This is a genomic window from Pseudomonas sp. KH_040 (genome assembly GCF_057839305.1).
On record NZ_CM174487.1, the window covers coordinates 4,014,016 to 4,039,675 of the forward strand.

Genomic DNA, 25,660 nt, shown 5'->3' on the forward strand with positions numbered 1-25,660 from the left:
GATGAACCTGTCCCCTCTCAACCGCCGCCGCTTCGAACTGTTCAAAGCCAACAAGCGCGGCTGGTGGTCGCTGTGGCTGTTTCTGGTGCTGTTCGGCCTGAGCCTCGGTGCCGAGCTGATCGCCAACGACAAGCCGCTGGTGGTGCATTACGACAACAACTGGTACTTCCCGGCGATCAAGCGCTACCCGGAAACCGCCTTCGGCGGCGAATTCCCGCTGGAGGCCAACTACAAAAGCCCGTACATCCGCGAACTGCTCAAGGCCAAGGATGCGTGGGTGCTGTGGGCGCCGATTCCCTACAGCTATCAGAGCATCAACTACGACTTGAAAGTCCCGGCGCCCGCGCCACCGTCGGCGGACAATCTGCTGGGTACTGACGATCAGGGCCGCGATGTGTTGGCGCGGGTGATTTATGGCTTCCGCATTTCGGTGCTTTTTGCGCTGACGTTGACCGTGTTGAGTTCGATCATCGGCGTGATTGCCGGGGCCTTGCAGGGTTTCTATGGCGGCTGGGTCGATCTGGCCGGCCAACGTTTTCTGGAAATCTGGTCGGGTTTGCCGGTGCTGTATCTGCTGATCATCCTCGCCAGTTTCGTCCAGCCGAATTTCTGGTGGCTGCTGGGGATCATGCTGCTGTTCTCGTGGATGAGCCTGGTCGACGTGGTGCGCGCCGAGTTCCTCCGTGGCCGCAACCTCGAATACGTGCGCGCCGCGCGCGCGCTGGGCATGCAGAATGGCGCGATCATGTTCCGCCATATCCTGCCCAATGCGATGGTCTCGACCATGACGTTTATGCCGTTCATCCTCACCGGCGCCATCGGCACCCTCACCGCTTTGGACTTCCTCGGTTTCGGCTTGCCGGCCGGCAGTCCGTCGCTGGGTGAACTGGTCGCCCAGGGCAAATCCAACCTGCAAGCGCCGTGGCTGGGCATGAGTGCCTTCGCCGTACTCGCATTGATGTTGAGTTTGCTGGTGTTTATCGGCGAGTCCGCTCGCGATGCCTTCGACCCGAGGAAGTGAAATGAATCAGGACAATCTGATCGAAGTGCGTGACCTCGCCGTCGAGTTCGGTTTCGGCGAGCGCGTGCACCGGGTCGTCGAAGGCGTGAGTTTCGACATCAAACGCGGCGAAACCCTCGCGCTGGTCGGCGAATCCGGTTCGGGCAAATCGGTGACTGCGCATTCGATCCTGCGCCTGCTGCCCTACCCGATGGCCCGCCATCCGGCCGGCAGCATCAACTACGCCGGGCAAAACCTGCTGGGCCTCAGTGAAAAAACCATCCGGCACATTCGCGGTAATCGTATCGCGATGATCTTTCAGGAGCCGATGACCTCGCTGAATCCGCTGCACTCGATCGAGAAGCAGATCAACGAAGTCCTCGGCATCCACAAGGGCCTGACCGGCAAAGTGGCGACCAAACGCACTTTGGAGCTGCTGGAGATGGTCGGCATCCCCGAGCCGCACAAGCGCCTCAAGGCCCTGCCCCATGAATTGTCCGGTGGACAGCGTCAGCGCGTGATGATCGCCATGGCCCTGGCCAACGAGCCGGAATTGTTGATTGCCGACGAACCGACCACCGCTCTGGACGTGACCGTTCAGCTGAAAATCCTCGATTTGCTCAAGGAATTGCAGGCCAGATTAGGCATGTCGCTGTTACTGATCAGTCACGATTTGAACCTGGTGCGAAGAATTGCGCATCGCGTATGTGTCATGCAGCGCGGTTGCATCGTCGAACAGGCATCGTGCGCAGAGCTGTTCCGTTCGCCGCAGCATCCGTACACTCGGGAATTGCTCGGCGCGGAGCCCAGCGGCGGCCCGGCGAGCAATAAAATCGGCGCGCCGCTGCTTGAGGTCGAGGACCTGAAAGTCTGGTTCCCGATCAAGAAAGGCCTGCTCAAGCGCACGGTGGATCACGTCAAGGCAGTGGACGGCATCAATTTCAGCCTGCCTCAGGGTCAGACCCTGGGGATTGTCGGCGAAAGCGGTTCCGGCAAATCCACGCTGGGCCTGGCGATTTTGCGGTTGATCGGCAGCAAAGGCGCGATCCGCTTTGAAGGCAAGCAGCTAGACTGCCTGACGCAGAACGAGGTTCGCCCGTTGCGTCGGGAGATGCAGGTGGTGTTTCAGGACCCGTTTGGCAGCCTGAGCCCACGCATGTGTGTCAGTGACATCGTTGGCGAAGGCCTGCGGATTCACAAGATGGGCACCGCCGAGGAGCAAGAGGCGGCGATTATTGCGGCATTGAAGGAGGTAGGTCTGGATCCGGAAACCCGGCACCGCTACCCCCACGAATTTTCCGGTGGGCAACGGCAACGAATCGCCATTGCCCGGGCTTTGGTGCTGAAACCGGCGCTGATCCTGCTGGACGAGCCGACGTCGGCGCTCGACCGGACGGTGCAGCGGCAAGTGGTGGAGCTGTTGCGTTCACTGCAAGCCAAGTACAACCTGACGTATTTGTTTATCAGCCATGACCTGGCTGTGGTGAAAGCGCTGAGCCACCAGCTGATGGTGGTCAAGCATGGCCAAGTGGTCGAACAGGGAGACGCGCAAAGTATTTTTGCCGCCCCCCAACATCCGTATACACAGCAGTTGCTGGAAGCCGCTTTTTTGGCACCAGCCACTGCGCAATAACCTGAAAGAGGAGCAACACATGGGTTTTCTCGCCGGTAAGCGCGTACTGATCGTCGGTGTCGCCAGCAAGCTGTCCATCGCATCCGGCATCGCTGCCGCCATGCATCGCGAGGGCGCTGAGCTTGCCTTCACTTATCAGAACGACAAACTGAAAGGTCGTGTTGAAGAATTCGCCCAAGGCTGGGGTTCGAGCCCTGAGCTGTGCTTCCCGTGCGACGTGGCCAGCGATGAAGAAATCGCCAAGGTCTTCGAAGCACTGAGCAAGAAGTGGGACGGCCTGGATTGCATCGTCCACTCCGTTGGTTTCGCCCCGGGCGACCAACTGGACGGCGACTTCACCGAAGCCACCACCCGTGACGGTTTCCGCATCGCTCACGACATCAGCGCCTACAGCTTCGTGGCCCTGGCCAAGGCCGGCCGCGAAATGATGAAAGGCCGCAACGGCAGCCTGCTGACCCTGTCGTACCTGGGCGCCGAGCGCACCATGCCTAACTACAACGTGATGGGCATGGCCAAGGCTTCGCTGGAAGCTGGCGTACGTTACCTGGCCGGCTCCCTGGGCCCGGACGGCACCCGCGTCAACTGCGTATCGGCTGGCCCGATCCGTACTCTGGCAGCCTCGGGCATCAAGAACTTCCGCAAGATGCTGGCCGCCAACGAAGCGCAAACCCCGCTGCGTCGCAACGTCACCATCGACGAAGTCGGCAACGCAGGCGCCTTCCTGTGCTCCGACCTGGCGTCGGGCATCAGCGGCGAAATCATGTACGTAGACGGCGGCTTCAACACCACCGCCATGGGCAACATCGAAGAGTGATCTTCGCTTAGCCAATAAAAAACCCGCCAATCTGGCGGGTTTTTTTATGCCTGCTATTTCTTGAACAACCCAAATCCCTTGTAGGAGTGAGCCTGCTCGCGATGGCGTCGGGTCAGCAACATTCATGTCTCTGGACCACCGCGATCGCGAGCAGGCTCACTCCTACAAGGGGATTGGGGTTATTCCAGACATTGTGCGAACAGCTTTTGAATCGGCTGATTGCGCTGACTGTAACGCTGCAGCAAAACCATCTCGCGATAGAACGTCAGTTCGCCCAACTCGATCACTCTGACCTTGAGCGGATGCTCCAGCCACAGCCCTGCTTTGGGCAGCAGTGAAACACCCAGCCCCGACTCGACCATTTTCACGATCGCTTCCAGTTCATCCAACTCCAGCGCTACGTTGACCTCTATGCGCTGCTCGCGCAGAAACCGCGTCACCAATCGCCCGCCAAACGAATTGCGGTCGTAGCGCACATGCGGCCGTTCGGCGAGTAACCGCAGCGGATCGTTGCCATCGACCTGCGGCGGCACGATCAACACAAACGGCTCACGCCGGATCACCTGCGCCGACAGCTCTTTGGGCAGTTCGAACGGCGGCTTGATCATGATTGCCAGATCAACCTCGCCGGCATCCACCTGACTGAGCAGATTCAACGACACGCCCGGCACCAGTTTCGGCTCCAGCCCCGGTGCCTGTTGACGCAAGCGCAATAACGCCTGAGGCAACAACCCGGTTTGCGCAGTGGCCACGGCACCGATTTTCAGCTCGCCACGAAACTCACTGACGTCCTCGCTGACCGCCATGCGGCCAAAAATCGCCAGCATCTCCTGCGCCATCGGCACCGCCCGCTGCCCCGCCGGATTGAGCATTGCCTGGCGGCCAGTGCGGTCGAACAGGCGAATCCCCAACGCCTGTTCAAGATTGCGGATCTGCGCGCTGACCGCCGATTGCGTCAGGCCAATGTGCAGCCCCGCCGCAGCGAAAGTGCCATGCCGCGCCACGGCAAGAAAGGTCTTCAGTTCACGCAGCATGCGCACCTCGACTGATCGAAATAATTTGAGCTCGACGCAAAAACTATCGTCTTTCAATCACATTTCACAGCATTAAACTCAGTCAACCCAACCGATCGAGAATCCCACTATGCAGCTCAGCCCTTTTCATCTGGCCATTCCGGTGTATGACCTCGCAGCCGCACGGCACTTTTATCGCGAGGTGTTTGGTCTGGAGGAAGGTCGCTCCAGTGATCACTGGGTCGATTTCAATTTCTTTGGTCATCAACTGGTGATTCACCTGGCACCGAAAAACGCCTCGCAGGAGGCCGCGCATACCAACGCTGTCGACGGGCATGACGTGCCGGTGCCGCATTTTGGTGTGGTGTTGGGTATGCAGGAATGGGAGGCGCTGGCCGAGCGTTTGCAGTCGCTCGAGACCAAGTTTGTGATTGAGCCGGGAATTCGCTTTCAGGGTTTGGTCGGGGAACAGGCGACGATGTTTCTGTTTGACCCGTGCGGCAATGCGCTGGAGTTCAAGGCGTTCAAGGACATTGGGCAGTTGTTTGCCAAATAGATATGTATGGTTCGGGCTGACGCATTCGCTAGCAGGCTAGTTCCCACATGGATTTGTGGTGAACCGGGATTTTGAGAACTCCCGACACCATTGTAGGAGTGAGCCTGCTCGCGATGGCGGTGGGTCAGCCGATGACGATGTTGAATGTGCGGACGCCATCGCTGGCAAGCCAGCTCCCACAGGTTTCTCGGGTGTTCACAAAATCCCGGTTCACTGCAGATCCCGGTGGGAGCTGCGGTGCGACGATTCGACTTGCCAGCGATGAGGCCCGAATCAACAACGCTTCAAGGCCTGCTTGTGCACATACATCGCACTATCGGCATCCGCCAGCAGCCGATCCACGGTCTCATGGCGCTTGGCGTCGTACTCGATCTGCCCGACGCTGAAGCGAATCGCATACCCGCGATGCAACGTGGCATTGCGCTCTTCGAGAATATCCTTGAGCCGCGCCATGATCGCTGTGGTTTCGACATGGCTGGAGCCGGTCAGCAGCGCAACGAACTCATCGCCACCGAGCCGCCCGACCACGTCACTTTCGCGAAAGGCAATACGCAGCACATCGGCGAAGGTCTTCAGCGCACCGTCACCTTCGGCATGCCCATACAGATCGTTGATCTGCTTGAAGTCATTGAGGTCGAAAAACAGCAAGGTTGCCGGCCGCTCCAGGCGCGCGCAGGCGTCCAGCGCATGCTGCGCCAGTTGCTTGAAACCACGGCGATTGGACAGCAAGGTCAATTCATCCATGCTCGCGATCTGCACAGCAGCCAACTCTTGCTCGGCCATTTCCGCCAGATCACGCAACAGCGCACGCTCTTCCTGGTCGAGGTCGCGGGGCTTGGTGTCGATCAGGCATAGCGTGCCCATTTTATTGCCATTGGGCACAGTCAGCGGGTAACCGGCGTAGAAGCGAATGTTCGGCGCGCCGGTGACCAGCGGGTTGTCATGGAAGCGCACATCCTCGCGGGCGTCCGGCACCAACAGCAGGCCGTCGTTAAGAATTGCATGGCCGCAGAATGAAACATCCCTCGGCGTTTCGCTGACATCAAGCCCCACACACGATTTGAACCACTGCCGGTTGGTGTCGACCAGCGTCACCAGTGCAATCGGCACATTGAACAGGCGTTTCGCCAACCGTGTCAGTCGGTCGAAACGCTCTTCAGGGGCGGAATCGAGCAGTTCAAGACCGTGCAACGCTTGAACGCGCGCCGTTTCATTCGCAGGTTTTCCTGGAACCAGCATCAGCACACTCCATTGGCAACAATGCTTTCAAGCGTAGCGCTAATTTGGCAATGGCTCACATTTGCGCCACCGGGCATGGCCCGCCCGCCTCGGCCCACAGCTTGAATTGCGCGACAAAAATATCGTGCGGCACTGGCACCGGTGCACGCCCGGCCCCGGGGTTCCAGCCCCACAGCACCAGTTTGTCTTCGCTGACGTGTTTGATCAGCGCGGCAAAGTCGCGATCACCATTGCTCGAACGATCTTTGATCATCGCGCAGAGCTTGTCCGGCGGCAGGCCGATCCAGGCCATTTTGTGCGCCGCCGGCGGCAGGCTCCAGTGCGGCGCACCCGGCGGTGCATGCGGGCCGTAACTGGCCGGCGGATTGTTTTCTGCGTGACAGGTTGCGCACGGCAGACCGGCGGCGCCCTTGCCGTCCATGCCGCGTACCACGTTCATCGCGTGGGGGATGCCGGCGTCGAACTGCAGCGGCGAATCCCCGGGAATGTGGCAGTTCTGGCAACGCGGGCTCTGGAAAACTTTCTGCACCGTGCCGAACGCTTTCAGCGCTTCCTGATCATCGGCGAACAGGTCCGAGGCATAACCGCCCAGCCCCAGTAAAACCACCGTGCCCAACACTAGATGTCGTTTCATCTCACACCCCCGACAGTTGCAGCGGCAACTCGCGCAGGCGCTGCCCGGTCAGGGCGAACACCGCGTTGGCCACCGCCGGCGCGGTCGGCGGCACACCGGCCTCGCCGATGCCGCCGGGTTTGTCGCTGCTGGGCACGATGTGCACTTCCACCACCGGCATCTCGTTGAGCCGCAGCACCTGATAATCGTGATAGTTGGACTGCACCACCGCGCCGTCCTTGAGCGTCAGCTTGCTGTGCAGTGCCATGCCCAGACCGAAAGTGATGCACGACTCCATCTGCGCCGCGATGCTCTGTGGATTCACCGCGATCCCGCAGTCCACCGCGCAGACCACGCGATGCACGCGAATCGCCAGATTGTCCTGCGACACCTCGGCGACCTGCGCCACGTAGCTGCCGAACGACTCGTGCACCGCCACGCCCAGCGCATGGCCGTCCGGCAACGGTGCTTTCCAGTTGGCTTTCTCCACCGCCAGATTGAGCACGCCCAAATGCCGAGGATGCTCCTTGAGCAAGGTTCGTCGGTATTCCACCGGATCTTTGCCTGCCGCCGTGGCCATCTCATCGATCAGCGATTCCATGACAAACGCCGTGTGGCTGTGACCTACCGAGCGCAGCCACAGCACATTGATCCCGGTTTGCGGTGAATGCAGATCGACCTGGTGGTTGGCCAGGCCTTTGACATAAGGGCTGTCGGAAACGCCTTCGACCGACGTTGCATCAACGCCGTTCTTGACCATGGTTTTTTCCAGCATCGTGCCGGCCATGATCGACTGCCCGACCAATACATGCTGCCAGCTCGACGGCAGGCCATCGGCACCGAGCCCGATCCGCGCCTGATGCAGGAACATCGAACGGTAGTAACCGCCACGAATATCGTCTTCCCGCGACCAGACGGTTTTCACCGGCATGGCCGCGGCTTTAGCCACTTGCACGGCTTCGGCGACAAAGTCTGAAGTCGGGTTGGCCCGGCGCCCGAAACCGCCGCCCAGGAATTCGGTGTGGATCTCGACCTGCTCCGGTTTCAGCCCGGTGATCTTGCCGGCGACCATTTGATCGAGCGTCTGAAACTGCGTGCCGGTCCAGATTTCGCATTTTTCAGCGCTGATCTTCACCGTGCAGTTGAGCGGTTCCATCGGCGCGTGAGCCAGATACGGCACGCTGTATTCGACATCGATCTTCTTCGCCGCTTTGCCAAAACTGCCCTTGGCATCCCCGGCCTGACTCGCCGACGTGCCTTGTGTCGTGGCCAATTTACGGAAGCTCGCCAGCAGTTTCTCGCTGCTCAGGTCCGCATTCGGCCCCAATTCCCAATCGACTTTCAGCGCATCACGGCCCAGTTTCGCCGCCCAGTAATGATCAGCAATCACCGCGACCCCGCTCGGCACCTGCACCACTTTGTGCACGCCCGGCACCGCCAGCGCTTCAGCACCTTCGAAGGATTTAACGCTGGCACCAAATACCGGTGGGCGCGCAACCATCGCCGTCATCAGGCCTTCAAACTGCACATCCATGCCGAACTTGGCGCGACCGGTGATTTTCTCCGGGGTATCGAGGCGTTTGGTCGGTTTGCCGATAATTTTCCAGTCCTTGGCTTCCTTGAAAGTGATCGACTTCGGATCCGGCACCGGCAGTTGTCCGGCGGCATCTGCCAGCTCGCCGTAAGTCGCGCGCTTGTCACCAGCGATGACCACGCCCGATTCGGTACGAATCGCCGACGGTGCCACGTCAAAGCGCTTCGCCGCCGCCTCTACCAGCATTTGCCGCGCCGTCGCGCCCGCCAGCCGATAGCGGTCGAACTCCATCCACGTCGACGTCGAGCCGCCGGTAATCTGCATGCCGCCAAACGCGGGCATGCCGTAATCCGCTGCCGACGCGGGCGAATGCTCGACGCGGATCTTCGACCAGTCCGCGTCCAGTTCTTCGGCAATCAACATGGTCAGGCCGGTCCAGATGCCCTGGCCCATCTCCGAATGGCCCAGTAAAACGGTGACGCTGTTGTCAGCGGCAATGCGCAGGAACGCATTCGGCGCGAAAACCTTGCCTTCATTCTCCGCCGCATAGGCAAATTTGTGGCCGCCGGGGACGACAAACGCCACCACCAACCCGCCGCCCAACACGGCACTGCCCTTGAGAAAACCCCGACGCGATACAGGACTGTTCATCGTCTATCTCCCACAGATTGAATCAGCCGATTTCCGACGCACGCTTAACCGCTGCGCGAATCCGGGGATAGGTGCCGCAGCGGCAAATATTGCCGGAGAGCGCCTGATCGATATCGCTGTCGGTGGGTTTGGGGATTTTCGCCAGCAGTGCCGCCGCAGACATGATCTGCCCCGACTGGCAGTAACCGCACTGCACCACGTCGAGTTCGGCCCAGGCTTGCTGCACCGGGTGCGAGCCGTCGGTGGACAGGCCTTCGATGGTAAGAATTTTTTGTCCATGGGCCACGGCCGTCGCGGGGGTGATGCAGGCGCGCAACGGCGCGCCGTCAACGTGCACGGTGCAGGCCCCGCACTGGGCCATGCCACAGCCGAATTTGGTACCGGTCAGGTGCGCGACATCGCGCAGGACCCAGAGCAACGGCATGTCCGCGGGGACATCGAGCTCCTGATCCTTGCCATTGATATTCAAGGTCAGCATCGGGGAAATTCCTCAGACTCACGGTGTTCTGAAGGGGCGCCGCTGTGGCCATCGATGCCTACGCGCGCCTCGGCTTATCCCTTTCAGCAAAGCCTAATTTGCGTACGAAGCCAGACGTTGCGACCACCGGTCATGCAGATGTCGACTTTAATCCTACAGTTGATAACGGCTCTCACCGAGCCTGCACAGTAGAAAACTCGTCATGAGCGAAACCGGTCCGCGATTAACGCGCGGGTTATCCATCAGATTGGTCTGGAGTTGCGAACATGGGATTTGTCACCAGCAAAGACGGCGTCGAGATTTTCTACAAGGACTGGGGCCCGAAAGACGCGCCAGTGATCCACTTTCACCACGGCTGGCCGCTCAGTTCCGACGATTGGGATGCGCAGATGCTGTTTTTCCTCGGCAAGGGCTTTCGGGTGGTTGCCCATGATCGCCGTGGGCATGGGCGTTCGAGCCAGGTCTGGGACGGGCACGATATGGATCATTACGCCGACGATACGCTGGCCGTGGTTAATCATCTGGGCCTGAAGAACGTGGTGCATGTCGGTCACTCGACCGGTGGCGGTGAGGTGATTCATTACATCGCCCGGCATGGCCAGGCCAACGTCGCCAAAGGTGTGCTGATCAGTGCGGTGCCACCGTTGATGGTGCAGACCGAGAGCAACCCCGGTGGGCTGCCGAAATCGGTGTTCGATGACTTTCAGGCGCAACTGGCGGCGAATCGCGCGCAGTTTTATCGGGATATTCCGACCGGGCCGTTTTATGGCTACAACCGGCCGGGAGCCACGCCATCGGAAGGGATTATTGCCAACTGGTGGCGTCAGGGCATGATCGGCGGAGCGAAGGCGCATTACGACGGGATCGTCGCGTTCTCGCAGACGGATTTCACCGAGGACTTGAAGAAAGTCACCGTGCCGGTGCTGGTGATGCATGGCGAGGATGATCAGATTGTGCCGTATGCGGACTCGGGGCCGTTGTCGGCCAAGTTGCTGCCCAATGGCACGCTGAAGTCGTATCCGGGGTTCCCGCACGGGATGCCGACGACGGAGGCCGAAACGATTAACGCGGATCTTTTAGCCTTTATTCGCGGCTGAAAATGGACCGGTGCCTGACACTTATCTCTGTGGCAGCCAGCCTGCTGGCTCCCCTATTAGCTATTTGTCACACCAAAAATCCTCAACCCACCTCAATTCCTGTGGGAGCTGGCTTGCCAGCGAAGGCGGCGGCACCTTCAACATCGTTGTTGCCTGACCTACCGCTATCGCTGGCAAGCCAGCTCCCACAGTGTTTTGTGCCAACCCGCAATTCTTTGATCCACACCAATCCCTTGTAGAAGCCAGCCTGCTGGCGATGGCGACGGGTCTGCCAAAGAAGGTGTTGGCTGAACTAGCGCATTCGCTAGCAGGCTAGCTGTGATCCCACAAAGGTCGGCTGAGGGTTGCAACTATTCTTCGGTACGCCCCGTGCTTTCGCGATCACGTTCGTAGTGGTGAGCCAGTGGAAGCGCCGGCAGCCACGCGTCGCGGCGAATCGTCCAGAGTTCGTAGGTGGGTTTGAACTGATTAGGCTCATCAAGTGATCCGACGTTTACCTCTACTTCATCTTCGGAACGCGCGAACACCGGAGAGCCGCAGCGCGGGCAGAAAAAGCGCCCGTTGAAGTCGCGGGTTTCGCCGGTGACTTTCAACGCATCCTCGGGAAATATGGCCGAGGTGTGAAAGAGCGTGCCGTGACGTTTGCGGCAATCGAGGCAGTGGCAGATGCCGACACGGTAGGGCTGACCTGTCACTTCGAAACGGACATCGCCGCATAGGCAGCCGCCAGTCAATCGATTCATGTCACACCTCCTCTTCAGATTTTTATATTACCGACAGCCCTCACCCTAACCCTCTCCCAGAGGTAGAGGGAACTGACCGCGCTGAATGTGCAAGTTGCACCGACTTGAGATACCGAGTCGAACTCAGGTTTTGAAAGGCCTGGAGATCTGCTCCCTTTGTAGTGGTCAACTAATCCCGGACACGACGTTAAGTTTTTTCTCGGCCTGAGCTGGGGCCAGTCCGTTGTTGAATTGGTGCGGTCTAATCCAGTTGTACCGATGCATCAGGTAATGACTGATGTCGCGGTGCGCTTCTTGAGCTGTCATGTAGCCCACGGTCGGTATCCATTCAGTTTTCAGGCTGCGAAACACACGCTCCATCGGCGCGTTATCCCAACAGTTTCCACGACGGCTCATGCTTTGGCGCATGCGGTAACGCCAAAGCCGTTGGCGAAACTGGCGACTGCCATATTGCGAGCCCTGATCCGAGTGAAACAAAAGCCCTTGAGGCTTGCCACGCTGCTCGTAAGCCATGTCCAACGCCTTGATGACCAGATCCGCATCCGGCTTGTTCGACAGCGCCCAGCCCACCACTCGGCGCGCGTAAAGATCCATAACCACAGCTAGGTAATGCCATTTCCCTTGAGCCCAGATGTAGGTGATGTCGCCACACCAAACCTGATTCGGCGCCGGCACATCAAACTCTCGATTCAATATGTTCGGAATGTCGGGCCGCTCAACCGTCGCTTGTTTGTAGGCATGTGATCCAGGTTGTTTACTGACCAACTCCAGTTCCCGCATCAGGCCTCGCACCTTGAACCGCCCAATTTGCTCGCCGTCTTCCTGCATCATCGACACGATGCTGCGGCTACCGGCGGCGCTTCGACTTTGCGTAAACAGTTCGTTAACCCGGCTGCGCAACCGAAGCCGCTCAACGTCTGGAGTTCGGCGCCTGAGACGGTGGGCGTAGTAACACGAACGAGTGACATCAAAGACTGCGCAAAGCCAATCAACCGGCTCTTGGGGGCTCAGTTGATCAATCAGCGCGTGCGCTCGTGCTCTTCCGACATCAAGAGCGCGGTAGCCTTTTTTAAAATGGATTTCTCCCGCTCAAGTCGAGCGATTCGAGCTTCCAATTCCTGGATTTTCTGTTGCTCTGGCGTCAGCGCTTTACTCTGCGGAGTAACGCCAGTGCGCTCCTGCTGAAGCTGATTAACCCAGCGGCGCAACGCGGACTCAACCACACCAAGCGAGCGGCTGGCTTCGATATGGCTATAGCCTTGATCGAGCACGAGGCCTGCGGCCTCGCGTTTGAATTCAGCGGAAAAAGAACGACGTTGTTTGGTCATCAGACACCTCTATCTGGCGAGCATTCTCGCCTAAATGGGTGTCCGGTTTCATTAGACCACTACACTTTCCCCCTCGCCCCCTTTGGGGGAGAGGGCTGGGGTGAGGGGGGAATCGCACTGACACACCGCAAAACACAAAGCCCCCGCCATCCAGTATTTTCATCAATAAACACTAAGCCGTGATCGCGTTTAAAACACACAAACCGTTACGCCATCCCCCCTACAACACCTTGCGTCGTTACCTACGCGTACGCCAGAATCCGCCGGCTTACACGGCTATGGGCCGGGCTATATCGTTGGCCTGTCACTGCAAAACAGTGATCGGGTTTGGTAGCCCGCTTTAAATTGTCGTTGTTGCGACACCGTCGATGCTGTCTCCTTTTTTTGAGGTATGGCTTTGAATGGTGGGCATGCGTGGGGCTCATCCGTGAGCGCCGGGTTACCCAATTTGACCGGTCTACCAACCCGCGCATGGCCGCCACCCGCCGTTTGGTAGCGAGGGTGATGGCTCCCATTTTTTCAAATTGGAGCTTTATCTATGTTCAAGATCACGCCAAATCCACCGCCCACCGATCCAATCCCTCACGACCCCGCGCTTGACCCGCAAAAGGTCAAAGAGGCAACCGACCGCGCCCTCGACTACTACCTCCGGCCCGAAGCACTAGGGGCTCCGCCAAGCTCACCCAAGTTTCGCCCGGTCTATCTGGTCGACCCCACGCTGGATGAAGAAACCCTGTTGGTCGAAGCCTGTGAGTCGCTTTCCTACGCCCACTCCATGGCCGGTAACATCGCCAACTCGATAGGCGGCCCGGAGCGCAAACCGCTGCTGGCGCTGCAACAGGTGATCATGCTGAACGAGCTGTTGGTCAACCGACTGCTGGACAAGCTGCGCATCCCGCAGTAGTCAACAGACGGACTGAGTGAGGGGTCACACCCTCACTTTCGCTTTGCCGCCTCCCGCAGATTGATGAGCAGAACTCATCAAGCCATCCCGATTTATCCGTCTAGTCCCCACCAGTCACCTCGCTTAGTCTTTCCCCCACGCCCAATGGGAGATCGACATGCACAAGCGCACACTCGGCATCCGTTCACTCGAAGTATCCGCCCTCGGCTTTGGCTGCATGGGCCTGAGCCGTGGTTATGGCCCGACCACGGATACCCAGAGAATCGCAGAACCACAGTGGACGGAGCCTTTCACGATGGCCACGGACACACGCAGCAGCGCTGCCCTCCCCGCACTCATGGCGCTCTGCCTGAGCGTTGGCGCGATGTTCAGCCTTACCACCCAAGCAGCCGAGGCACCGAAATCCATGACCACCGCGCAAACCACCGGACAAGCCCTTTCGAGCAAACAACAGACGATTCCACTGATTGCTGCGTTCATGGCGACCAGCGACATGCCCAACCTCAACGCGGCCCTCAACCAAGGACTGGACGCTGGCCTGACGATCAGCGAAACCCGGGAAATTCTCGTGCAGCTCTACGCCTACGTCGGCTTCCCGCGCAGCCTCAATGCCTTGAATGAGCTCATGACCGTGGTGCAGGCGCGCAAACAACGCGGCATCGAAGATGCGCCGGGGCGTGAGCCGAGCCAGGCGATTCCAGTCGGGGATGAACTGCTGGCCGCCGGCACCGCGAATCAAACGAAAATCTCGGGCGCTCCGGTCAAAGGCCCGGTGTTCGAGTTTGCCCCAGTCATCAACCGGTTCCTGCAAACCCACCTGTTCGGCGACATCTTCGAGCGCGACAACCTCGACTGGCAAAGCCGTGAACTGGCCACTGTCGGAGCGCTGGCAGCGACGCCGGGCGTGGAACCGCAACTGCGCGCGCATATGGCGGCAAGCTTGCGCGTCGGGCTCAGCGCGGCACAGTTGGGCGAGGTCACTAAGCAGTTGAAAAAACACGAGGATGCGCAGACTGCCGAACGTGCGAATGCAGCGCTCAAGGAGGTTTTGGCGGCTTCGAAAAAATGACCTGAAAATGGACCTGATATCGATGTCTTAAAGAAAATCGGCGTTCGGGGTTGTGGTGAATCCGCTGATCTACAAGCCCTTGCCCGCGATCAGCGTCCATACTGTGGTTTTTCAAAAGTCGGGACACCGCCATGCCCTCCCCCGAATCCAGCCTTTTGCAGAGCTGGCATGCCAACGCTGATGCCTGGATCGAAGCGATCCGCAGCGGCGCCATTGAAAGCCGTCAGCAGGTTACCGATCAGGCGATTGTGCTGGCGATTATGGGCCGCCAACCGCAGCGCGTACTTGATCTGGGTTGCGGCGAAGGCTGGTTGTTGCGGGCGCTGGCGGATCGCGGGATTGAAGCTGTCGGTGTGGATGGCGATGCGCGGCTGATCGAGGCGGCGCGTCTGGCGGGGGCGGCGCGGGTGCATGTTGCGAGTTACGAAGCGCTGGTCGATGGCAAGGTCGATATCGGTCGTGACTACAACCTGGTGTGCTTGAATTTCTCGCTACTGCATCAAGACATAATTCCGCTGCTTGCCGCGATGAATGCCTTGCTTGTTCCCACAGGTGTTGTGGTCATTCAGACACTGCATCCATGGTCTGTCGCGGCAGGCGATTATCAGGATGGCTGGCGCGAAGAATCGTTCGCGGGATTCAAAGGTCAGTGGCAGCCGATGCCGTGGTATTTCCGCACGTTGTCGAGTTGGCTGAATGCGCTGGACATGGCCGGGTTCCAATTGGCCGGTTTGCAGGAGCCACAGCATCCGCAAAGTCCAGTGCCGCAGTCGTTGCTGATGGTTGCCGAGCGCCGCTGAGATTTCAGAAACACCATCAATCATTGTGGGAGCTGGCTTGCCAGCGATGGCGTCGGGTCAGTCAACATTGATGTTGAAGGTGCTGGCCTCATCGCTGGCAAGCCAGCTCCCACAGTGGTTTGGGTGTGCCAGGAATTTGCGACCACCATACAAACCTGTGGGAGTGAGCCTGCTCGCGATGACGGTATTTCAGGCGACATCAATGTTGAATATCAGACCGCAATCGCTGGCAAGCCAGCTCCCAAAGTGGTTTCGGGACCACGGATGCGGTGCTGCGCCAGCAGGCGCATGACGTAGCCGATCTTGATCAGGGTTGGGCCGAGGATGGTCAGGGCGTGCATCGCCACCAGCAGCGCAATCGGCATCTGGCCGTTGTAGAGATAAGCGCCGTAGATGCCGGTCAATTTGACTCAATCTCTAGTCGTTATGACTACGATCTGACGCCCGCTAACTTGTCGATCTACGGCACCGGAAATCGACCAAGGACTGACTACGCTGTTAATCCAGCGTGTCTAACCTGCCGAGGATGACTGCCATGCAACGCTTTCAGAAACTCACGCCCTGCCTGTGGTTCGACGATCAGGCCGAAGCCGCTGCGAAGTTCTATTGCTCGATCTTCGATCATTCGAAAATCACCGGCTTGACCCACTACAGCAAGGTCGGTCAGGAATTTCACGGCAAGCCGGAAGGTGCGGTGATGACCGTCAGTTTTGAGCTCGATGGCCAGACCTTCACCGGGCTCAACGGTGGGCCGATGTTCAAATTCAGCGAGGCCATTTCGTTTCAGGTCAACTGCCAGAATCAGGAAGAAGTCGACCATTTCTGGGGCAACCTGTCCAAGGGTGGCCCCGTCGAAGCCCAGCAATGCGGCTGGCTCAAGGACAAGTTCGGCGTGTCGTGGCAGATCGTGCCGGTGGCCTTTATGCACATGATGCTGGATGCCGACACCAGCAAATCGCAGCGAGCGATGCAGGCGATGTTCACGATGAAAAAACTCGACATTGCCGAACTCGAACGGGCCTTTGCCGGCCAGAGCTAATACACTGGCGCGCTGGCCTGCCGGGAATAACAACGATGAAACACGCTGCCGCCAAAAACCCTGAAAAAGCCCCGCGTTTCTGGCGTGACGCGGCGCTGCCGTTCATTGAAGCGCGGGCCATCGCCGATGGCCGCGAGGTCTGCTATGCGCGCCATTCCCACGCGCACTTTTCCATTGGCGCGATCACCGCCGGTCGCAGCACCTATGTGCATGAGCAGGCGCAGTTCGAAGTCGCGGCAGGCACCGTGGTGCTGATGAATCCCGGCGATGTGCATGCGTGCAGTCCGATCGATGATCAGCCCTGGTCGTATGTGATGCTGTATGTCGAGACGCCATGGCTGACGGATTTGCAGCATCAGTTGGGGTTCGCCAGTGATCTTGAGTTTCGGCGTTTCTCCACTACTCATCTCGACGACACCGCGCTGTTCAACGACCTGAATGGATTTTATGAAACATTGGTCGACGAACAGCAGGACGTACTGCGCAAACAAAGCGCTGCGGTGGAGTTTTTCAGCGACCTGCAACTGCGGTTGAATCCCGCCGGCCCCTCGCTGCGCGAACCCAATTTCAAGCTGGAACGCGCGGCCGATTTCATCCGCGAACACTGTACCGAGCTGCTGAACCTCGACGACATCTGCACGGCGGCACAACTGTCGCCTTCGTACCTGATCCGTGCCTTCAAACAGCATTACGGCATGACGCCCCACGCCTTTGTGGTCAACCAGCGCATCCAGTTCGCCCGCGAGCGTTTGCGCAGCGGGCAGTTGATCGCGGATGTGGCGCTGGAAGCCGGGTTTGCCGATCAGGCGCATTTTCAGCGAGCGTTCAAGCAGCATTTGGCGGCAACGCCCGGCCAATATCGCGGCTGATGGTTTGCCCCGATTGATCGTTCCCGCGCTCTGCGTGGGGAACGTAGCCCGGGACGCTCCGCGTCCCTTCCAGAGCCGGACGCAGAGCGTCCGATGAGGCATTCCCACGCGGAGCATGGGAACGATCAATCGCTGCCAACACATTCAGATATTGACATATCGGTAAATTCCGATATCTTCGCGGCATGGACCTACTCGAAATCTTCAAAGCCCTCTCGAACCGCACACGCCTGGAAATCCTCAAAGGCCTGAAGGATCCCGAGAAGCACTTTCCTCCCCAGGATGAAGGTGACGTGCACACGGTGGGCGTTTGCGTCAGCAGTATTCAGGAAGGCGTCGGGCTGTCGCAGTCGACGGTGTCCGATTACCTGGCGACGCTGCAACGCGCAGGCCTGGTCGAGGTCAGGCGCATTGGGCAGTGGACCTATTACAAACGTAACGAAGCAGCGATCAGTGCGCTGGCCGAGATCATCGGCAGCGAGCTGTAATTTTTTGCCCCAAGATATCGATAATTCCCGATATCCCTTTTTACCGAAACGAGGAAATGCAATGAAAGCGATGATCCTTACTTCATTTGGCGGCGCACAATCGTTCGAACTTTGTGAAGTGCCCAAACCAGTGCCACACGCGGGAGAAGTGCTGGTCCGGGTGCACGCCACCTCCATCAATCCGCTGGATTATCAGGTGCGCCGTGGCGACTATGCCGATCTGGTGCCCCTGCCAGCCATCACCGGGCACGACGTCTCTGGCGTTATCGAAGCGGTCGGCCCGGGGGTGACAGCGTTCATGCCGGGTGACGAAGTCTGGTACACCCCGCAGATTTTCGACGGTCCAGGCAGTTATGCCGAATACCACGTCGCGGCCGAAAACATTGTCGGCAAGAAGCCGCCCACACTGAGCCATCTTGAAGCGGCGAGCCTGAGTCTGGTTGGCGGCACGGCGTGGGAAGCGCTGGTCGTGCGGGCGGCGCTCAGAGTCGGCGAGAGCATTCTGATCCACGGCGGCGCGGGCGGCGTTGGTCATGTCGCGATTCAGCTGGCCAAAGCCATCGGCGCGAAGGTCTTCACCACTGTGCGTGAAGGCAATTTCGAGTTCGCCCAGCGTATGGGCGCCGATGTGCTGATCGATTACGAAAAGGAAGATTATGTCGCCGCGATCCTGCGCGAAACCGAGGGTCGTGGCGTCGATGTCGTCTTCGACACGATCGGCGGCAACACCCTGGCGCGCAGCCCCGACGCCCTCGCACAACTGGGCCGCGTGGTATCGATCGTAGACCTTGCCCAACCGCAAAACCTGATTCAGGCCTGGGGCAAGAACGCCAGTTATCACTTCGTTTTCACCCGACAGAATCGCGGCAAACTCGACGAGTTGAGCGCATTGATCGCCAACGGTCAGTTGCGCCCGCACGTCGGCGCGGTCTATCCACTGGCCGACATCGGCCTCGCCCATGCCCGGCTGGAAACGCCCAACAACGGCGTTCAAGGGAAAATTGCGATTGCTGTCGTGCCGTCGCCCGAACTCGCCAATCGCTGAACTCAGTCCCGAGGAGAACACCATGATTTATGAGATCGCTTTACTGCCCGTTCACATAGGGAACAGCGAAGCCTTCCGGCAGGCATTTGCCGGGGTCGAGCCACTGCTCAGGCGCGCCAAGGGTTACGGCGGGCACTTGCTTGCGCAGGGAATTGAAACGCCTGAGGTGTTCAATTTGATTGTGCGCTGGCAATCCCTTGAGGATCACACGCCGGGGTTTGAAGCGAGTGAGGACCATCGGCTGTTCATGCTGGGTCTGGAGGAATATTTTTCCGAAGAGCCGAAGGTGTATCACATTGAGGGCGGCGCCTTTCAGCAGCCGTTCGGCTAATAATCTCTCGGCTACCCGCGATCCATTGTAGGAGTGAGCCTGCTCGCGATAGCGGCGTATCAGTCGACATCTATATTGACTGATACATCGCTATCGCGAGCAGGCACACTCCTACAGGGTTTACGGTAGCAGCAGGTAGATAGCACTCAGCGCCAACAACCCCGCCATGCTCCGATTGAACCAGCGCATCCCCGTTGCATTGCTCAAGTACCCACGCAAAAACGTCCCGGCATACGCCCAGCAGCCGACCGACAGATAACAGATCACCAGATACACCGCCGCAAACTGCCACACCAGCCGCGCCTCGCCATCGGCGACAAACGCGCCCATGCCCGCGACGCAGGCCAGCCAGGCTTTCGGGTTGAGCCATTGCATCACCGCGCCGTACAGCATCGACGGCGCCCGTCCGGAATCACCGGCATTCAATTGCCCGTCATCCACGGCCAGTTTCCACGCCATGAACAGCAGAAACGCCACGCCGGCCAGTTGCACCACCCGGGTCATGAACGGCCAGAGTTTCAGCACCTCGTGCAGGCCCAGCCCCATCAGCACCAGCAGCAACACAAACCCCAACGTGGCCCCGGCAACATGCCGCTGACTGGCGCGAAAACCGAACTGCGCCCCGGAACTCAACGCCACAATATTCACCGGCCCCGGCGTGATCGACGCCGCCAACGCAAACGCCGCCATGGAAACAATCAGACTCATCGCACACCTGCTTCAAATCGAGGAACAAGGTGCTCACCCTAACCAGCACCCGATCCCCGGTATTGAAGAAAATGCCCCTGTGATCCTGATCGTTCCCACGCTCTGCGTGGGAATGTAGCCTGGGACGCTCCGCGTCCCCTTCAGAGCCGAACGCAGAGCGTCCGTTGAGGTATTCCCACGCGGAGCGTGTGAACGATCACATGACCCACCGCTTTCGCGAGCAGGCTCGCTCCCACATTAAAATCTACGCTCAGTCCAGACGCGGCACGGTGAAGCGGAATTCACTGCCCTGCCCCGGTTCGCTCTCTGCGAAAATCCGCCCGCCGTGGGCTTCGACGATGCCTTGGGTGATGTACAAACCCAGGCCGGTGCCGGTCGGATTGCCCTCTTTCACCGTCCAGTAACGATCGAACACGTGCGGCAGGTGCTCCTTGGGAATGCCCTCGCCGCTATCGCGCACGGTGAAGACAATGTCATCGCCGACCGACGTCGCATGCACGCCCACCCTGCCCAGTCGCGGAGTGAATTTGATCGCGTTGCCGACCAGATTGGACAGCACCTGGAACAGCCGCTCCGGGTCAGCATGAATGCGCAGATCAGGATCGGCCGCGAAGGAAATGCTGATGTCCTTGTCCAGTGCCAACGGTGCAAGCAGCGCCTGCGCCTCTTCGAACATCTGCGCGACATCTAGCTTTTGTGGGGTGATGGAGTAGCGCCCGGCGTCGATTTTCGAGGTGTCGAGCAAGTCCTCCAGCAGCGTGTTCATGCGTCCGGCAGCCTGCTGCATGGTGTCGATGGCCGTCGAGATGCGCCGCGAAGTGTGCGGGCCGTCGGAGCTGAAGGCCTTTTGCATCATGCCGCAGAGCATCGAAATCACGGTCATCGGGTTGCGCAGATCGTGGGAGACCACCGCCACCAGCTCATCGCGGGCGCGCACCGCTTCCTGCTCGCGGCGCACCTGCCGGGCCAGATCGTTTTCCAGTGCCGAACGGCGCAGGTCATTGGCAGCGAACAGGTCACCGTGGCTCCACTTGGTGGATATCCCGGCCATCTCGACTTTCCAGATTTCAAACGAGGTGCGCGGGCGCAAGCGCAGGCCGGCATCGGAGTTTTCCAGGTCCAGCGGCTTGCGCGGATCGCCGCTCCAATTGATGTTTTCCTTGACCTCTGGGCGGAACCAGAACACGCCGTTGTCCACCGGTTTTGGCAGGCTCATGGCGAGCACGCCGCTGGCCACCTGCTGATACTGCGCGGCCGGCGGGTAGACGCTGGTCAGATGATGACTGGCAAACACCGACTCGCCGCTGTCCTGCAGCCACTTGTGCAAGGCGCGAATGTCTTCCGGCTCCGGGCAGTTGCCGTAGCGGTGCAGTTGTTTGTCTTCGATGATTGCAATACCGCCGGCATTGGTCAGCGCCATCAGGGTCTGCGGCTGATTGGCCAGACCGTCGAAGACATTCTGCGGCGAATCGATCATCGCTTGATTGAGCAGCGCCAACGCTTCGACTTTTTCTTCGCGCTGACGGCTGATCTCCAGCGCTTCCATGGCACTGATCTGCAGCGACAGCACCTGGCCGATGGTCTGACACGCCGCGCGCAATTCGTGCGGCACGTGCAGTGGCTGACGATTGCCGCAACTGATCAGGCCCCAGAGCTTGTCACCCTTGAGCAGGGAAATGCTCATCGACGACAACACGCCCATGTTCTTCATGTACTGACAGTGGATCGGCGACACGCTGCGCAGGGTGGCGAAACTCAGATCCAGCGGCGTGTTCGTGTCCGGGCGCAGCTTGGGCAGCAGCGGCACCGGTTGGTAATCGGCATTGGGGATGATCCGCAGCCAATTGGTGCGATACAGCTCGCGCGCCTGCTCGGGAATGTCCGAGGCCGGGAAAAACAGGCCATTGAACACTTCCATCGACGGGTCGGAGGCTTCGGCGATGACCTGACCGTGGCCCTCCTCCTCGAAACGATAGATCAACACCCGGTCGTAACCGGTCATGGCCTGGATTTCCTTGACGCTGATGTCGTACAGCGCCTGCAACGTGGTCGCCGCTTGCAGACGCTGAAGCATGCGCCCCAGATGAGTCTGGTTGCCGGCGACGTTGCGCGGCTGGAAGTTTTCGACGTGGATTTCCAGCTCCAGGATCAATACGCCCTGATGACGATGCAACAAACCCTCGAACGCGGTGCCGTTGAGCCTGAAGCGCAGTGGCTGCAAGTCGGACAGCGACGGTTGCAGCAAGGCCTCGCGCACTTTTGCCGCTTCGGCGTCGCCGATCAGGCTTTCCAGCGGCTGGCCGATCAGGCTTTGCGGCTCTCGGGCCAGCAACGTTTCGACATTGGCGCTGACCTGAATGATCACCAACTCAGGCTCGCTCAGGGTCAGCAACAAACCGTGGGGCTGGATCGCGCCGGGAAAACGGATCGGCTCATCGGCACAGTTGGCCAGCAGTTCTTCAAAGGCTTCTTTGTCTTGCGGGTTCATGCCAGTACCTCCCGGCTTTCGAGCCAGCGCTCGAAACAACTGAATGTGGTTTGTGCCGCTGTGACGACGGCGGCGCGCTCATCGGCGCTCATCGGCTGATTGCCCAGATATTCGATGAAATCGCGCCAGCGCCGGCCCGTGGCGGCGCCGTAGATATCGAGAAAGGCCGCGCCGTTGTTGGCTTCCAGGCCTAACCGTGAAGAGATTTCGCGGCGCAGAATCTGCCCGCCGAGCGTCGCGCCCTCGAGGACGTAGAGCACGCCCAGGCAGGCAGCGCTTGAGTCGATGATCGGCAACTGCTGGCAGTGCGGCAGGCTTTGCAGCGCTGCGGCGGATACGCCCAGAGCTAGCAGGTCGGCGCGCAGGGTTGGCGTTTTGAGGCGGGGCGCCAGATCAAAATCGGTGGGGATTGCATCGCTTTGCTGCAGTGCGTTTTCCAGCGGTAAATAGAAGCCGTAATAGGCCTGCACCAGCCGGACAAAGGCCTGGGTATCGAGGGTATCGGAGAAAAAGGGAAGGCGTTTTTCCAGCGCGATGTGCAGCTCGGCAGTGCCGGCTCGCAGATCTTGCAGCACCGGTGGCACATAAACTTCACGGGCCTTTGCTTGCATGTAGATCGCTCTTGGTGGGGCCGCCTGGGGCCAAACGGGGTGAGTGCAACGTCGGCGAAATTTTACACGGCTATCGCGGTTTCTGACCGGCCGGATAGTTATTTCTGCCGAAACCATCACCCTCTGAGTCATTCAGAGTGAAGGCATCTGCAAAAAGTTCGACCGCGTTGCCCAACGGCGCCGGGCGCTGTACCGCGACAGCACCGCGTGACTGTATGGGTCTGGGCGCCCGGAGGCTGTGATAAAAATATCGTTCTCGTTACTGGAGTGCCGCCATGGATCTCGCCACGCTCATCCTGTTTCTTCCGGCCTGTTTCGCCCTGAACATGGCCCCCGGGCCGAACAATCTGCTATCGATCAGCAACGCCACGCGTTATGGCTTTCGCCGCGCCTGCACGGCGGGTATCGGGCGGATTCTGGCGTTCGCCGGGATGATCGCGCTGGCCGGTGCCGGTCTGTCGGTGGTGTTGCAAACTTCAGAATGGTTGTTCCATGCGATCAAGATCATTGGCGCGGCGTATTTGCTGTACTTGGCCTGGCAGTTATGGCGGGCCAATCCTGAGGCCGAGCAGCAGGTGACGGGCGCGACCGTTGGCTTCTTTGCGTTGGCGCGGCAGGAGTTTCTGGTGGCGGCGGGCAATCCGAAGGCGATCCTGTTATTTACCGCGTTTCTGCCGCAGTTCGTCGACCCGGCACGCCCGGTGCCGGCGCAGTTTGCAGTGCTGGGCGTGCTGTTTCTGCTGCTGGAGTGGATCGCCATCAGCGCCTACGCGTGGATGGGCCTGCACATGCGCCGCTGGTTCGCCGAGCCGCGCGGCAAACGAATGTTCAATCGTTGCTGCGCGGGTTTGCTGTCGGCGGCGGCTTCGGCGCTGTTGATGGCCAAACGCGCTTAAGCCTCGGACGGGCCTTTGAGCTCGACCTGATTGCCGTCCGGGTCGAAGCAGTACAGCGACAGCCCTTTGCCTTCGGCGCCGAAGCGTGACTCGGCTTTCGCGGCGGTGAGGCCGAAGGTTTGCAGATGTGCAATCAGCGCTGCTTCGTCGAATGGCTCAATGCGCAGGCAAAAGTGATCGACGTTACGTCGCTCGGCCCCGGCCGCCCCGCCGCCCTTGCGGCCGAGTTCGCCTTGCAGGTCGACGAGGTCGATCATCGAAGTGCCGGCGCGCAGGTGGATCAGGCCCAGCGGTTCGTTGCGTTTGACCACTTCGGCGCCGAACACCTGGCCGTAGAAGTCGATGCTGCGCGCAAGATCGGCGACGCGCAGGACGATGTGATCAATGTGTTGGATGGAAAACGGATGCATCGGGCACACCTCAACAAACGGTAGGAGCTGCCGATAGCGGCGATCTGGGATTTTGGGACGCGGAGCGTCCCAGGCTGCATTCCCACGCAGAGCGTGGGAACGATCAAGATCGCAGCCTGTGGCAGCTCCTACACGGTAGTTCAGGGGATTTGAAAATTCACTGTCGATTTTTCGGTGGAGCCATCGAGAATCTGGTTTTACTCTCGAGCCATGAACATACAAACCGCTGTCCTGCCGCCCCACGCCGAAATGGTTCGCGCCATGCTCGAACGCGACACTGCCTATGAAGGCGTGTTCTTTACGGCCGTGAAAACCACCGGAATCTTCTGCCGCCCCAGTTGCACGGCGCGCAAGCCGAAACCGGAGAACGTCGAGTTCTTCGCCCAGGCTGATGACTGTCTGTCGGCGGGCTATCGCGCCTGCCTGCGTTGTAAACCGCTGGACGCGGCGGCCATCGCGCCGGACTGGGTGCAGCGCCTGCTCACCGCCGTGGAGGCCGATCCAGAGCTGCGCTGGAGCGACGCACAATTGCTCGCTGAAGGCATCGAGCCGCTAAAGCTGCGCCGTTGGTTCAAGCAGCACTTCGGCATGACCTTCCATGCGTGGCTGCGAACGCGCCGCTTGGGCATGGCGCTGGGCGGGATCAAGCAAGGCACCTCGATTGATCACGCCGCGTTTGATTCCGGTTATGAATCGCTCAGCGGTTTTCGTGATGCTTTCCAGAAGTCGTTCCACATCACCCCCGGTCGCGCCGAACACAGCGAGCCGCTGCTGTTCACCCGACTGACCACCCCGCTGGGGCCGATGATTGCCATGGCCGAGCAGCGTGGCCTGGTACTGCTGGAGTTTCTTGATCGCCCGGCGCTGACCCGCGAAGTCGAAGAACTGCAACACCGCTACGGCTATGCGGTCGCGCCGGGGCACAACCCACATCTGCAACAGATCGAGCAGCAACTGGCGCAGTATTTCGCCGGTCAACTGACGACCTTTACCGTGCCACTGCACCTGCCCGGCAGCGAGTTCGCCCGGCAGGTCTGGTCGGCGCTGCTGCAGATACCTTACGGCCACACCAGCACCTACGGCGCCATCGCCGCCGGTTTGGGCAAACCCGGCGCCAGTCGCGCGGTCGGCCTGGCCAATGGGCACAATCGGTTGTCGATTGTGGTGCCCTGCCATCGGGTGATCGGCGCGGATGGCTCGCTCACCGGCTATGGTGGTGGACAACCGCGCAAGGCGTTTCTGCTGCGGCTGGAAAACGCCGCCGTGCAACTCACCCAACAACTGGCATTCTGACCCACCGAAT

General features: G+C 59.7%; 26 protein-coding genes and 1 pseudogene. 15 read left to right on the forward strand and 12 right to left on the reverse strand.

Features of this window, described 5'->3' with window-relative positions:
- Window position 1 precedes the first annotated feature (1 nt).
- Genes AC3IUF_RS17710 through fabI form a run of 3 tightly spaced genes read left to right on the forward strand, consistent with a single transcriptional unit; the run spans window position 2 to window position 3,447 of the window.
- Entirely contained in the window at window positions 2–1,021 is a 1,020-nt protein-coding gene (locus tag AC3IUF_RS17710; protein ID WP_095047909.1) for an ABC transporter permease, read from the forward strand.
- Window position 1,022: 1 nt separating this feature from the next.
- Window positions 1,023–2,633 carry an ABC transporter ATP-binding protein gene (locus AC3IUF_RS17715; RefSeq protein ID WP_095111844.1) on the forward strand — a complete coding sequence of 537 codons (1,611 nt, stop codon included), beginning with the start codon at window positions 1,023–1,025 and terminating at the stop codon, window positions 2,631–2,633.
- A 19-nt stretch (window positions 2,634–2,652) separates the two neighbouring features.
- Window positions 2,653–3,447: an enoyl-ACP reductase FabI gene (fabI, locus tag AC3IUF_RS17720; RefSeq protein ID WP_007910591.1), complete on the forward strand. Its 795-nt coding sequence runs from the start codon at window positions 2,653–2,655 to the stop codon at window positions 3,445–3,447.
- A 179-nt stretch (window positions 3,448–3,626) separates the two neighbouring features.
- Here fabI and AC3IUF_RS17725 read toward each other — a convergent pair whose 3' ends face one another.
- The gene (locus AC3IUF_RS17725) at window positions 3,627–4,481 is read right to left on the reverse strand and encodes a LysR family transcriptional regulator (RefSeq protein ID WP_489278825.1); all 855 of its coding nucleotides are present in this window, start codon (window positions 4,479–4,481) and stop codon (window positions 3,627–3,629) included.
- Between the two features lie 109 nt (window positions 4,482–4,590).
- Here AC3IUF_RS17725 and AC3IUF_RS17730 point away from each other — a divergent pair, with 109 nt between their 5' ends.
- Window positions 4,591–5,016 carry a VOC family protein gene (locus AC3IUF_RS17730; protein ID WP_007910594.1) on the forward strand — a complete coding sequence of 142 codons (426 nt, stop codon included), beginning with the start codon at window positions 4,591–4,593 and terminating at the stop codon, window positions 5,014–5,016.
- A 273-nt stretch (window positions 5,017–5,289) separates the two neighbouring features.
- On the opposite strand, the gene AC3IUF_RS17735 is transcribed toward AC3IUF_RS17730, so the two are convergent.
- Genes AC3IUF_RS17735 through AC3IUF_RS17750 form a run of 4 tightly spaced genes read right to left on the reverse strand, consistent with a single transcriptional unit; the run spans window position 5,290 to window position 9,531 of the window.
- Entirely contained in the window at window positions 5,290–6,255 is a 966-nt protein-coding gene (locus tag AC3IUF_RS17735; RefSeq protein WP_007910596.1) for a GGDEF domain-containing protein, read from the reverse strand.
- Window positions 6,256–6,310: 55 nt separating this feature from the next.
- Window positions 6,311–6,889, reverse strand: a complete 579-nt coding sequence (locus tag AC3IUF_RS17740; RefSeq protein ID WP_123376734.1) for a hypothetical protein — start codon at window positions 6,887–6,889, stop codon at window positions 6,311–6,313.
- 1 nt (window position 6,890) lies between these two features.
- Window positions 6,891–9,053 (reverse strand): xanthine dehydrogenase family protein molybdopterin-binding subunit, encoded by a 2,163-nt coding sequence (locus tag AC3IUF_RS17745; RefSeq protein WP_489278827.1) that lies wholly within the window; start codon window positions 9,051–9,053, stop codon window positions 6,891–6,893.
- Window positions 9,054–9,075: 22 nt separating this feature from the next.
- Window positions 9,076–9,531: a (2Fe-2S)-binding protein gene (locus AC3IUF_RS17750; RefSeq protein WP_003224136.1), complete on the reverse strand. Its 456-nt coding sequence runs from the start codon at window positions 9,529–9,531 to the stop codon at window positions 9,076–9,078.
- A gap of 266 nt (window positions 9,532–9,797) precedes the next feature.
- On the opposite strand from AC3IUF_RS17750, the gene AC3IUF_RS17755 reads away from it, so the two are divergent.
- Window positions 9,798–10,628 (forward strand): alpha/beta fold hydrolase, encoded by an 831-nt coding sequence (locus AC3IUF_RS17755; RefSeq protein WP_095047914.1) that lies wholly within the window; start codon window positions 9,798–9,800, stop codon window positions 10,626–10,628.
- A gap of 350 nt (window positions 10,629–10,978) precedes the next feature.
- On the opposite strand, the gene AC3IUF_RS17760 is transcribed toward AC3IUF_RS17755, so the two are convergent.
- Window positions 10,979–11,371: a GFA family protein gene (locus tag AC3IUF_RS17760; protein WP_489278829.1), complete on the reverse strand. Its 393-nt coding sequence runs from the start codon at window positions 11,369–11,371 to the stop codon at window positions 10,979–10,981.
- A gap of 165 nt (window positions 11,372–11,536) precedes the next feature.
- Window positions 11,537–12,699, reverse strand: a protein-coding gene (locus AC3IUF_RS17765) for an IS3 family transposase (protein ID WP_489278830.1) whose coding sequence is annotated in 2 segments (ribosomal slippage) — window positions 11,537–12,444 and window positions 12,444–12,699 — 1,164 coding nt in all. Because the reading frame shifts where the segments join, the coding sequence is not laid out codon by codon here.
- Window positions 12,700–13,237: 538 nt separating this feature from the next.
- Here AC3IUF_RS17765 and AC3IUF_RS17770 point away from each other — a divergent pair.
- The 3 genes from AC3IUF_RS17770 (at window position 13,238) to AC3IUF_RS17780 (ending at window position 15,472) form a co-directional block, all read left to right on the forward strand.
- The gene (locus tag AC3IUF_RS17770) at window positions 13,238–13,603 is read left to right on the forward strand and encodes a DUF6124 family protein (protein ID WP_095113557.1); all 366 of its coding nucleotides are present in this window, start codon (window positions 13,238–13,240) and stop codon (window positions 13,601–13,603) included.
- Between the two features lie 157 nt (window positions 13,604–13,760).
- A complete protein-coding gene (locus AC3IUF_RS17775; RefSeq protein ID WP_489278831.1) occupies window positions 13,761–14,672 on the forward strand; it encodes a carboxymuconolactone decarboxylase family protein in 912 nt (303 codons plus the stop codon).
- A gap of 131 nt (window positions 14,673–14,803) precedes the next feature.
- Window positions 14,804–15,472, forward strand: coding sequence for a class I SAM-dependent methyltransferase (locus tag AC3IUF_RS17780; RefSeq protein ID WP_489278832.1), 669 nt, complete (start codon window positions 14,804–14,806; stop codon window positions 15,470–15,472).
- Between the two features lie 212 nt (window positions 15,473–15,684).
- Here AC3IUF_RS17780 and AC3IUF_RS17785 read toward each other — a convergent pair.
- Window positions 15,685–15,876, reverse strand: a pseudogene (locus AC3IUF_RS17785) (hypothetical protein); the annotation flags it as partial.
- Between the two features lie 131 nt (window positions 15,877–16,007).
- Between AC3IUF_RS17785 and AC3IUF_RS17790 the strand changes: the two are divergent.
- The 5 genes from AC3IUF_RS17790 to AC3IUF_RS17810 all read left to right on the forward strand — a co-directional run bounded on the left by AC3IUF_RS17790 (window position 16,008) and on the right by AC3IUF_RS17810 (window position 19,244).
- Window positions 16,008–16,511, forward strand: a complete 504-nt coding sequence (locus AC3IUF_RS17790) for a VOC family protein (RefSeq protein WP_489278833.1) — start codon at window positions 16,008–16,010, stop codon at window positions 16,509–16,511.
- A gap of 35 nt (window positions 16,512–16,546) precedes the next feature.
- Window positions 16,547–17,380, forward strand: coding sequence for an AraC family ligand binding domain-containing protein (locus AC3IUF_RS17795; RefSeq protein WP_489278834.1), 834 nt, complete (start codon window positions 16,547–16,549; stop codon window positions 17,378–17,380).
- Between the two features lie 185 nt (window positions 17,381–17,565).
- On the forward strand, window positions 17,566–17,868 hold the full coding sequence (locus AC3IUF_RS17800) for an ArsR/SmtB family transcription factor (RefSeq protein ID WP_007910618.1): 303 nt from the start codon (window positions 17,566–17,568) through the stop codon (window positions 17,866–17,868).
- 61 nt (window positions 17,869–17,929) lie between these two features.
- The gene (locus tag AC3IUF_RS17805) at window positions 17,930–18,913 is read left to right on the forward strand and encodes a zinc-dependent alcohol dehydrogenase family protein (protein ID WP_489278836.1); all 984 of its coding nucleotides are present in this window, start codon (window positions 17,930–17,932) and stop codon (window positions 18,911–18,913) included.
- Window positions 18,914–18,935: 22 nt separating this feature from the next.
- Complete coding sequence (locus AC3IUF_RS17810) at window positions 18,936–19,244, forward strand: antibiotic biosynthesis monooxygenase family protein (protein WP_489278837.1); 309 nt, start codon at window positions 18,936–18,938, stop codon at window positions 19,242–19,244.
- A 120-nt stretch (window positions 19,245–19,364) separates the two neighbouring features.
- On the opposite strand, the gene AC3IUF_RS17815 is transcribed toward AC3IUF_RS17810, so the two are convergent.
- The 3 genes from AC3IUF_RS17815 to AC3IUF_RS17825 all read right to left on the reverse strand — a co-directional run bounded on the left by AC3IUF_RS17815 (window position 19,365) and on the right by AC3IUF_RS17825 (window position 23,051).
- Window positions 19,365–19,952 carry a LysE family translocator gene (locus AC3IUF_RS17815; protein WP_160058442.1) on the reverse strand — a complete coding sequence of 196 codons (588 nt, stop codon included), beginning with the start codon at window positions 19,950–19,952 and terminating at the stop codon, window positions 19,365–19,367.
- A gap of 250 nt (window positions 19,953–20,202) precedes the next feature.
- Window positions 20,203–22,440 (reverse strand): ATP-binding protein, encoded by a 2,238-nt coding sequence (locus AC3IUF_RS17820; RefSeq protein WP_489278839.1) that lies wholly within the window; start codon window positions 22,438–22,440, stop codon window positions 20,203–20,205.
- The gene (locus AC3IUF_RS17825; RefSeq protein ID WP_007915661.1) at window positions 22,437–23,051 is read right to left on the reverse strand and encodes a biliverdin-producing heme oxygenase; all 615 of its coding nucleotides are present in this window, start codon (window positions 23,049–23,051) and stop codon (window positions 22,437–22,439) included. Before AC3IUF_RS17825 ends, AC3IUF_RS17820 begins: the two co-directional genes overlap by 4 nt.
- 275 nt (window positions 23,052–23,326) lie before the next feature.
- Between AC3IUF_RS17825 and AC3IUF_RS17830 the strand changes: the two genes are divergently transcribed.
- Window positions 23,327–23,947, forward strand: coding sequence for a LysE family translocator (locus AC3IUF_RS17830; RefSeq protein WP_489278841.1), 621 nt, complete (start codon window positions 23,327–23,329; stop codon window positions 23,945–23,947).
- Here the strand turns inward: AC3IUF_RS17830 and AC3IUF_RS17835 are convergent.
- Window positions 23,944–24,357: a VOC family protein gene (locus AC3IUF_RS17835; protein WP_122600310.1), complete on the reverse strand. Its 414-nt coding sequence runs from the start codon at window positions 24,355–24,357 to the stop codon at window positions 23,944–23,946. The genes AC3IUF_RS17830 and AC3IUF_RS17835 overlap by 4 nt on opposite strands.
- Before the next feature lie 210 nt (window positions 24,358–24,567).
- Here AC3IUF_RS17835 and AC3IUF_RS17840 point away from each other — a divergent pair, with 210 nt between their 5' ends.
- Complete coding sequence (locus AC3IUF_RS17840) at window positions 24,568–25,650, forward strand: bifunctional transcriptional activator/DNA repair enzyme AdaA (RefSeq protein WP_489278842.1); 1,083 nt, start codon at window positions 24,568–24,570, stop codon at window positions 25,648–25,650.
- The last annotated feature ends 10 nt before the right edge of the window (window positions 25,651–25,660 follow it).

What these genes read in the sequence shown, in the direction of transcription:
- AC3IUF_RS17710 (WP_095047909.1), top strand. Translation starts at nt 2, where the DNA reads ATGAACCTGTCCCCTCTCAACCGCCGCCGCTTCGAACTGTTCAAAGCC.
- AC3IUF_RS17715 (WP_095111844.1), top strand. Translation starts at nt 1,023, where the DNA reads ATGAATCAGGACAATCTGATCGAAGTGCGTGACCTCGCCGTCGAGTTC.
- fabI (WP_007910591.1), top strand. Translation starts at nt 2,653, where the DNA reads ATGGGTTTTCTCGCCGGTAAGCGCGTACTGATCGTCGGTGTCGCCAGC.
- AC3IUF_RS17725 (WP_489278825.1), bottom strand. Translation starts at nt 4,481, where the DNA reads ATGCTGCGTGAACTGAAGACCTTTCTTGCCGTGGCGCGGCATGGCACT.
- AC3IUF_RS17730 (WP_007910594.1), top strand. Translation starts at nt 4,591, where the DNA reads ATGCAGCTCAGCCCTTTTCATCTGGCCATTCCGGTGTATGACCTCGCA.
- AC3IUF_RS17735 (WP_007910596.1), bottom strand. Translation starts at nt 6,255, where the DNA reads ATGCTGGTTCCAGGAAAACCTGCGAATGAAACGGCGCGCGTTCAAGCG.
- AC3IUF_RS17740 (WP_123376734.1), bottom strand. Translation starts at nt 6,889, where the DNA reads ATGAAACGACATCTAGTGTTGGGCACGGTGGTTTTACTGGGGCTGGGC.
- AC3IUF_RS17745 (WP_489278827.1), bottom strand. Translation starts at nt 9,053, where the DNA reads ATGAACAGTCCTGTATCGCGTCGGGGTTTTCTCAAGGGCAGTGCCGTG.
- AC3IUF_RS17750 (WP_003224136.1), bottom strand. Translation starts at nt 9,531, where the DNA reads ATGCTGACCTTGAATATCAATGGCAAGGATCAGGAGCTCGATGTCCCC.
- AC3IUF_RS17755 (WP_095047914.1), top strand. Translation starts at nt 9,798, where the DNA reads ATGGGATTTGTCACCAGCAAAGACGGCGTCGAGATTTTCTACAAGGAC.
- AC3IUF_RS17760 (WP_489278829.1), bottom strand. Translation starts at nt 11,371, where the DNA reads ATGAATCGATTGACTGGCGGCTGCCTATGCGGCGATGTCCGTTTCGAA.
- AC3IUF_RS17770 (WP_095113557.1), top strand. Translation starts at nt 13,238, where the DNA reads ATGTTCAAGATCACGCCAAATCCACCGCCCACCGATCCAATCCCTCAC.
- AC3IUF_RS17775 (WP_489278831.1), top strand. Translation starts at nt 13,761, where the DNA reads ATGCACAAGCGCACACTCGGCATCCGTTCACTCGAAGTATCCGCCCTC.
- AC3IUF_RS17780 (WP_489278832.1), top strand. Translation starts at nt 14,804, where the DNA reads ATGCCCTCCCCCGAATCCAGCCTTTTGCAGAGCTGGCATGCCAACGCT.
- AC3IUF_RS17790 (WP_489278833.1), top strand. Translation starts at nt 16,008, where the DNA reads ATGCAACGCTTTCAGAAACTCACGCCCTGCCTGTGGTTCGACGATCAG.
- AC3IUF_RS17795 (WP_489278834.1), top strand. Translation starts at nt 16,547, where the DNA reads ATGAAACACGCTGCCGCCAAAAACCCTGAAAAAGCCCCGCGTTTCTGG.
- AC3IUF_RS17800 (WP_007910618.1), top strand. Translation starts at nt 17,566, where the DNA reads ATGGACCTACTCGAAATCTTCAAAGCCCTCTCGAACCGCACACGCCTG.
- AC3IUF_RS17805 (WP_489278836.1), top strand. Translation starts at nt 17,930, where the DNA reads ATGAAAGCGATGATCCTTACTTCATTTGGCGGCGCACAATCGTTCGAA.
- AC3IUF_RS17810 (WP_489278837.1), top strand. Translation starts at nt 18,936, where the DNA reads ATGATTTATGAGATCGCTTTACTGCCCGTTCACATAGGGAACAGCGAA.
- AC3IUF_RS17815 (WP_160058442.1), bottom strand. Translation starts at nt 19,952, where the DNA reads ATGAGTCTGATTGTTTCCATGGCGGCGTTTGCGTTGGCGGCGTCGATC.
- AC3IUF_RS17820 (WP_489278839.1), bottom strand. Translation starts at nt 22,440, where the DNA reads ATGAACCCGCAAGACAAAGAAGCCTTTGAAGAACTGCTGGCCAACTGT.
- AC3IUF_RS17825 (WP_007915661.1), bottom strand. Translation starts at nt 23,051, where the DNA reads ATGCAAGCAAAGGCCCGTGAAGTTTATGTGCCACCGGTGCTGCAAGAT.
- AC3IUF_RS17830 (WP_489278841.1), top strand. Translation starts at nt 23,327, where the DNA reads ATGGATCTCGCCACGCTCATCCTGTTTCTTCCGGCCTGTTTCGCCCTG.
- AC3IUF_RS17835 (WP_122600310.1), bottom strand. Translation starts at nt 24,357, where the DNA reads ATGCATCCGTTTTCCATCCAACACATTGATCACATCGTCCTGCGCGTC.
- AC3IUF_RS17840 (WP_489278842.1), top strand. Translation starts at nt 24,568, where the DNA reads ATGAACATACAAACCGCTGTCCTGCCGCCCCACGCCGAAATGGTTCGC.